The sequence below is a fragment of the Pantoea sp. VS1 genome (genome assembly GCF_002207995.1).
Lineage (GTDB): Bacteria > Pseudomonadota > Gammaproteobacteria > Enterobacterales > Enterobacteriaceae > Pantoea > Pantoea dispersa.
On the sequence record NZ_NHZE01000030.1, the window covers coordinates 41270 to 48506 of the forward strand.

The 7237-nt window shown below is 59.1% G+C and carries 5 protein-coding genes; 3 read left to right on the top strand and 2 right to left on the bottom strand.

The window, feature by feature from the left end:
* Positions 1 to 139 precede the first annotated feature (139 nt).
* Together CBW22_RS12735 and CBW22_RS12740 are read left to right on the top strand one after the other, a co-directional pair.
* Entirely contained in the window at positions 140 to 1642 is a 1503-nt protein-coding gene (locus CBW22_RS12735) for a helicase HerA-like C-terminal domain-containing protein (protein ID WP_088516849.1), read from the top strand.
* Between the two features lie 23 nt (positions 1643 to 1665).
* Positions 1666 to 2943: a DUF445 domain-containing protein gene (locus tag CBW22_RS12740; RefSeq protein ID WP_088516850.1), complete on the top strand. Its 1278-nt coding sequence runs from the start codon at positions 1666 to 1668 to the stop codon at positions 2941 to 2943.
* Positions 2944 to 3058: 115 nt separating this feature from the next.
* Here CBW22_RS12740 and lptG read toward each other — a convergent pair whose 3' ends face one another.
* Both lptG and lptF read right to left on the bottom strand, forming a co-directional pair.
* Positions 3059 to 4135, bottom strand: coding sequence for an LPS export ABC transporter permease LptG (lptG, locus tag CBW22_RS12745; protein ID WP_021506721.1), 1077 nt, complete (start codon positions 4133 to 4135; stop codon positions 3059 to 3061).
* A complete protein-coding gene (gene lptF / locus CBW22_RS12750; RefSeq protein ID WP_031279533.1) occupies positions 4135 to 5235 on the bottom strand; it encodes an LPS export ABC transporter permease LptF in 1101 nt (366 codons plus the stop codon). The genes lptG and lptF overlap by 1 nt, the downstream gene beginning before the upstream one ends.
* 267 nt (positions 5236 to 5502) lie before the next feature.
* Here lptF and pepA point away from each other — a divergent pair, with 267 nt between their 5' ends.
* Entirely contained in the window at positions 5503 to 7014 is a 1512-nt protein-coding gene (pepA, locus tag CBW22_RS12755; RefSeq protein WP_021506719.1) for a leucyl aminopeptidase, read from the top strand.
* Positions 7015 to 7237 lie beyond the last annotated feature (223 nt).

The following is a 7237-nucleotide window of genomic DNA, read 5'->3' on the forward strand; positions in this document are numbered from 1 at the left end:
CTCCCGCCCGCGGGAGAGGGGTCGATCGCGCGGGCAGCAACCGTAACTCCCCTTATTGTTCACCCAAATATCCCTCTCTCTCCCGCGCACCGCTTGCTATTCTTTGAGTCATTACGCAATGCCGGAGAGCGCAAACATTATGACTACCCCACTGCTGATCGCCCAGACGCCTGACCTTCAACTGCATCTGCTGCCCGCCATGGCTAACCGTCACGGACTGATAACCGGCGCGACCGGCACCGGTAAAACCGTGACGCTGCAAAAGCTGGCAGAATCCTTCTCCGCCATCGGCGTGCCGGTGTTTATGGCCGATGTCAAAGGCGATCTTTCCGGCATTGCGGCCGCAGGCGACGGCTCGGAAAAGCTGCTGGCGCGGCTGGCGAAGATTGGCGTCACCGACTGGCAGGCGCAGAAAAATCCGGTGATGCTGTGGGATATTTTCGGCCAGCAGGGCCATCCGGTGCGCGCAACGGTGTCCGATCTCGGTCCGCTGCTGCTGGCGCGGCTGCTCAGCCTCAACGAGGTGCAGTCCGGCGTGCTGCAAATTATCTTCCGTATCGCCGACGATCAGGGCCTGCTGCTGCTGGACTTCAAAGATTTGCGCGCCATGACGCAATACATTGGTGATAACGCCAAAGCATTTCAGACGCAGTACGGCAATATCAGCAGCGCCTCGGTGGGCGCCATTCAGCGCGGCCTGCTGGCGCTGGAGCAGCAAGGGGCTGAACACTTCTTTGGCGAGCCAATGCTGGATATCCGTGACTGGATGCGCTGCGACGCTGACGGCAAAGGCTTCATCAATATCCTGGCGGCGGAAAAGCTTTATCAGCAGCCGAAACTCTACGCCACCAGCCTGCTGTGGCTGCTGGCGGAACTGTATGAACAGCTGCCGGAAGCCGGGGATCTGGAAAAACCAAAGATGGTGTTCTTCTTTGACGAAGCGCATCTGCTGTTTAACGACGCGCCGCCGGTGCTGCTGGAGAAAGTGGAACAGGTGATTCGCCTGATTCGCTCGAAAGGCGTTGGCGTGTACTTTGTCACGCAGAATCCGGCGGACATTCCGGATAATGTGCTGGGTCAGCTGGGTAACCGCGTGCAGCATGCGCTGCGTGCCTTCACGCCGAAAGACCAGAAAGCGGTAAAAAGCGCCGCCGAAACGATGCGCGCCAACCCGGCGTTTAATACCGTTGAGGCGATTCAGGCGCTGGGCACCGGCGAGGCGCTGATCTCTTTCCTCGATGAGAAAGGCAGTCCGTCGATGGTGCAGCGCGCCATGGTGATCGCGCCGGGCTCGCGCATGGGGCCGGCCACTCCTGATGAACGCAACAGCCTGATCAACCATTCGCCGCTGTACGGTAAATACGACAGTGCCGTCGATCGCGAATCGGCGTTCGAAATGTTGCAGCGAGGCGTGCAGGCCGCGCCGCAGCAGGCCGATGCGCCGCCCAGCAAAGGCAATAGCGTGGCGGTGGATGAAGGTATTCTGGGCGGGCTGAAAGAGATTCTGTTCGGCAGCACCGGGCCGCGCGGCGGCAAGCGCGACGGCGTGGTACAGAGCGTGGCGAAAAGCGCGGCGCGCCAGGTGACCAATCAGATCATCCGCGGCGTACTGGGCAGTCTGCTCGGTGGACGCCGCCGTTAATCGCCCTCTGCTATGATCGTGGTATGGATAAATATCAACAATTAAAACGGAGCAAGCGTCTGGCCCTGTCGCTGCTGCTGATTGCCGCCGCGACCTTTGTCGTGACGCTGTTTCTGCCACCCACGTTCTGGGTACTGGGGCTGAAGGCGATTGCCGAAGCGGCGATGGTCGGCGCGCTGGCCGACTGGTTTGCGGTGGTGGCGCTGTTTCGTCGCGTGCCGGTGCCGTTCATCTCGCGCCATACGGCAATTATTCCACGCAACAAAGATCGCATCGGCGAGAATCTTGGCCGCTTCGTGCAGGAGAAGTTTCTCGATACCGATTCGCTGCTGGCACTGATTCGCCGCCACGATCCGTCACAGCTGCTGGCGCAGTGGCTCAACACGCCGGGCAACGCCGATCGCATTGGCCGCCATCTGCTGCAGGTGATGCGCGGTTTCCTCGATCTTACTGACGATCAGCGTATTCAGCGCTTTTTGCGCCGCGCGGTGCATCGCGCACTGGATAAGGTCGATCTGACCCAGTCCAGCGCGCTGCTGCTGGACAGCCTGACCAAAAACAATCGCCATCAGGAGCTGCTGGACGCAGCGGTGCAACAGCTGCTGCGTCTGCTGCACAAACCCGGCGCGCGCGAGTTTATCGCGCTGCAGATTGTGCGCTGGCTGAAACGCGAACATCCGATCAAAGCCAAAATGCTGCCGACCGAATGGCTGGGCGAACACAGCGCCGAGCTGGTCGCCAACGCGGTGGATTCGATTCTGGATGAAGTGGCGCGCGACCAGGGCCACGAATTTCGCCTCGGTTTTAACCGCGCGGTACAGCGCCTGATAGAGCGACTGAAAAGCGATCCGGAGATGGCCGAACGGGCTGAGACCATCAAACACTGGCTGAAAGAGGATGAGTCGTTTAACCGTTATATCGGCGAGCTGTGGCAGGACCTGCGCCGCTGGCTGAAGAGCGACCTCAACAGTGACGATTCGCGCGTACAGGAGCGGGTGCGGCTGGCGGCGCTGTGGCTGGGCGAAACGCTGGCTGCCGATGAAGCACTGCGTGCCTCAATGAATCAGCATCTGGAAGACGCTGCGCGCAGCGTCGCGCCGGAGTTTGCGGCATTTCTCACCCGTCACATCAGCGATACGGTGAAGAGCTGGGATGCGCGCGAGATGTCGCAACAGATTGAGCTGAACATTGGCCGTGATTTGCAGTTTATCCGCATCAACGGCACGCTGGTGGGCGGTACCATTGGCCTGGTGCTGTTTTTGCTGTCGCAGCTGCCGGGCTGGCTGCAGACGTTGCGCTAACGGTGCGGGCATCGACCTGGTCGCCATGAATAAAAAAGGTCGCCATGAATGGCGACCCTACGGTAACGGTGCGGGAATGACAGGGGCGCCCTGAATCGCGCCCCTGCTACTATCACTACCGCCGTTTCAGCAACAGGTACAAACTGATGGCGAAGAACGCGCCGCTTGGCAGAATCGCGCCCAGCACCGGCGGTAAACCGTACACCAGACTCAGCGGCCCGAAGATCTGATCCAGCACGTAGAACAGGAAGCCAAAGCTGATGCCGGTGACCACGCGCACGCCCATCGATACGCTTCTCAGCGGACCAAAGATAAACGACAGCGCCATCAGCATCATCACCGCCACCGACAGCGGCTGGAAGATTTTGCCCCACATATTCAGCAGGTAGCGCCCGGATTCCTGGCCGCTCTGTTTGAGATATTTGCTGTAGTTATACAGACCGCTGATCGACAGCGCGTCCGGGTCCAGCGCCACCACGCCCAGCTTGTCTGGCGTCAGATTGGTTTTCCATTCGCCGCTCAGGCTCTGTGAACCGGTAATCTGCTTCGGATCTTTCAGGTCCGACTCATCCACCTGCGACAGCTCCCACAGTTTGCGATCTTTATTCCAGACTGCGGTGGCGGCATAGCGCACGCTCAGCAGACGCCGCTGGTCGGTAAAGCGATAGATACTGACGCCGTCGATCTCGTTGTCGCCTTTAATGCGCTCAATGTAGATAAAGTCGTTGCCGTCTTTCGCCCACAGGCCGTTTTGCGTCGAAACCAGCGAGCCGCCGTACAGCTGCTGCGCCCGGTAGTTACGCGCCATCTGCTCGCCCTGCGGGGCGACAAACTCGCCCACCGCCATGGTCAGCAGCACCAGCGGAATCGCGGTTTTCATTACCGCCAGCGCCACCTGCAGACGGGTAAAGCCGGAGGCCTGCATCACCACCAGTTCGCTGCGCTGCGCCAGCGTGCCCAGCCCCAGCAGCGCGCCCAGCAGCGCCGCCATCGGAAAGAAGATCTCGATATCTTTCGGTACGCTGAGCAGCGTGTAGTAACCGGCATCCAGCGCGGTATACGCGCCCTGCCCGGTTTTACGCAGCTGATCAACGAACTTAATGATGCCCGACAGCGACACCAGCATGAACAGCGTCATCATGATGGTGTTGAAGATGGTTTTGCCGATATAGCGGTCAAGGACCTTAAACATCACACGGATCCTCCACGGCTAAAGCGCGCGCGGAAACGGCGCATCGGCACGGTATCCCATACGTTGAGCGCCACCGCCAGCGCCAGATACGCCAGGTTGACCACCCACATCCAGATCGCCGGATCAAACCGACCTTTCGCCGCGTTGGAGCGCAGCGAGCTCTGCAGCAGGAAGAAGATCAGGTAGAGCAACATTGCCGGCAGCATCGACAGCACGCGGCCCTGGCGCGGGTTAACCACGCTGAGCGGTACCACCATCAGCGCCATCACCAGCACAGCGAACACCAGCGTCAGACGCCAGTGCAGCTCCGCCTGGAACTGCGGCGTTTTGGTTTTTATCAGCGTGCTGATATCGGCCTGATCGGCATCGTTAGGATCGAGCACCGCCTCTTTGTACCCCACCAGCGCCTGATAATTGACGAAGTCGGTAATACGGAAGTCACGCAGCAGCGCCGTGCCTTCAAAGCGCGTGCCTTTGTCCAGCGTCACGGTCTGCGAGCCATCTTTGTGCTGCTCCATGTGACCGCTGTCGGCCAGCACTACCGATGGCCGTGCATTGCCCTTCGGCCGTAGTTGCGCCAGGAACACGCTGCCGAACTTGTTGCCCTTCACGTCTTCGACGAACAGCACCGTATTGCCGTCGCTGGAGGTCTGGAACTGCCCCGCCGCCAGCGCCGCCGCTCCCGGGTTGGCTTTGGCATTTTGTGTCACTTCATCCTGATAGCGCGAGGACCACGGGCCAAGCCAGATCACGTTAACCGCCGCCACCAGTGAGGTGAACAGCATCAGGATCATCGCCGCTTTAATCAGGACGCCTTTACCCAGCCCGCAGGCGTGCATCACCGTAATTTCACTTTCGGTGTACAGCCGCCCAAGGGTCATTAAAATCGCCAGAAACAAGCTTAGGGGCAGGATAAGTTGTGCCATTTCAGGCACGCCAAGTCCTAACAATGTCAGAACCAGATTTGTTGGGATTTCGCCATCCACCGCCGCACCCAAAATCCTGACTAACTTCTGGCAAAAGAAGATAAGTAGCAGGATGAACAGGATAGCCAGCTGGCTTTTGAGCGTTTCCCGAACCAGATATCTAATGATGATCACGCTTAGTACGCCTGTGAAAACTTGTCTTTTTGCAGGAAAATCGCTAGTTTCAACGCTTATCAGCCATTTTTCTTCATCAATGGCCGTCATGGTAGCTAAAATAGTATGACGAACGCGTTAGGGTGGTGAAAAAACAACACATTGTCACCCCACTCATTATGGCCGCCGGCGTTAAATTGTCATGGCGTCGCAACAAATTAATGGGTTACGAACGCGCTACATTCTAACGACAGCTAAGGCCGTTGTCTTTAAGATTCAGGAGAGTGCATGGAGTTCAGTGTAAAAAGCGGTAGCCCGGAAAAACAGCGCAGCGCCTGCATTGTGGTTGGCGTTTTCGAACCGCGTCGTCTGTCACCGATTGCCGAGCAGCTGGATAAGATCAGCGATGGCTACATCAGCGCGCTGCTGCGCCGCGGTGAGCTGGAGGGCAAAGTGGGCCAGACGCTGCTGCTGCACCATGTGCCAAATATCCTGTCCGAACGTATCCTGCTGATCGGCTGTGGTAAAGAGCGTGAGCTGGATGAGCGCCAGTACAAACAGGTGATTCAGAAAACCATCAATACCCTGAACGATACCGGTTCGATGGAAGCGGTGTGCTTCCTGACCGAGCTGCACGTTAAAGGGCGCAATACCTACTGGAAAGTGCGCCAGGCGGTAGAAACCTCTAAAGAGGCGCTGTACAACTTCGACCAGCTGAAAAGCAACAAAGTTGAGCCGCGCCGTCCGCTGCGCAAGCTGGTGTTCAACGTGCCGACCCGCCGTGAGCTGACCAGCGGTGAGCGCGCTATTCAGCACGGCCTGGCCGTTGCCGCCGGCGTCAAAGCGGCGAAAGACCTGAGCAATATGCCGCCGAATATTTGTAACGCCGCGTATCTGGCGTCGCAGGCACGTCAGCTGGCCGATGCGTACAGCAAAAACGTTACCACCCGCGTGATTGGCGAACAGCAGATGAAAGAGCTGGGCATGAACGCCTATCTGGCGGTCGGTGCCGGTTCGCACAATGAGTCGCTGATGTCGGTGATTGAGTACAAAGGCAGCAGCGACGCCGATGCGCGCCCTATCGTGCTGGTAGGTAAAGGGCTGACCTTTGACTCCGGCGGCATCTCCATCAAGCCTGCCGAGGCGATGGATGAGATGAAATATGACATGTGCGGCGCGGCGTCGGTGTACGGCGTGATGCGCATGGTGGCGGAGCTGAATCTGCCGCTGAACGTGGTCGGCGTGCTGGTGGGCTGTGAGAATATGCCGGACGGGCGCGCGATGCGTCCGGGCGACGTGCTGACCACTATGTCCGGCCAGACGGTTGAAGTGCTGAATACCGATGCCGAGGGCCGCCTGGTGCTGTGCGATGCGCTGACCTACGTTGAGCGCTTCGATCCGGAAGTGGTGATTGACGTCGCCACCCTGACCGGCGCCTGCGTGATCGCGCTGGGCCATCACGTCAGCGGGTTGATGTCGAACCACAATCCGCTGGCGCACGAGCTGATCAGCGCGTCAGAGCAGTCGGGCGACCGCGCGTGGCGTCTGCCGATGGCCGATGAGTATCAGGAGCAGCTGGAATCTAACTTTGCCGATATGGCTAACATCGGTGGCCGGCCGGGCGGCGCAATTACCGCCGCCTGCTTCCTGGCACGCTTTGCGCGCAAGTTTAACTGGGCGCACCTGGATATCGCCGGCACCGCCTGGCGCTCCGGCAAAGCCAAAGGCGCGACCGGCCGTCCGGTGCCGCTGCTGTCGCAGTTCCTGCTGAACCGTGCTGGCCTGAACGGCGACGATTAAGAGCCGGGGCGAATGCTGCAACGGTGCGTATGGATGCGTTAAATACCGTGCGGCCATTGAAACGGTGCGCATGAATGCGTTTGACGCCGTGCGGCCATTGATACGGTGCGCATGAAGGTACAAACCGAGCACATGGGTAACACTTTAGACCGGGCACATGGGTAACAGTTATAAACGGCATAGCAGAGGAGACTCACTATGCCCTGGACTGAGACTGTTACCA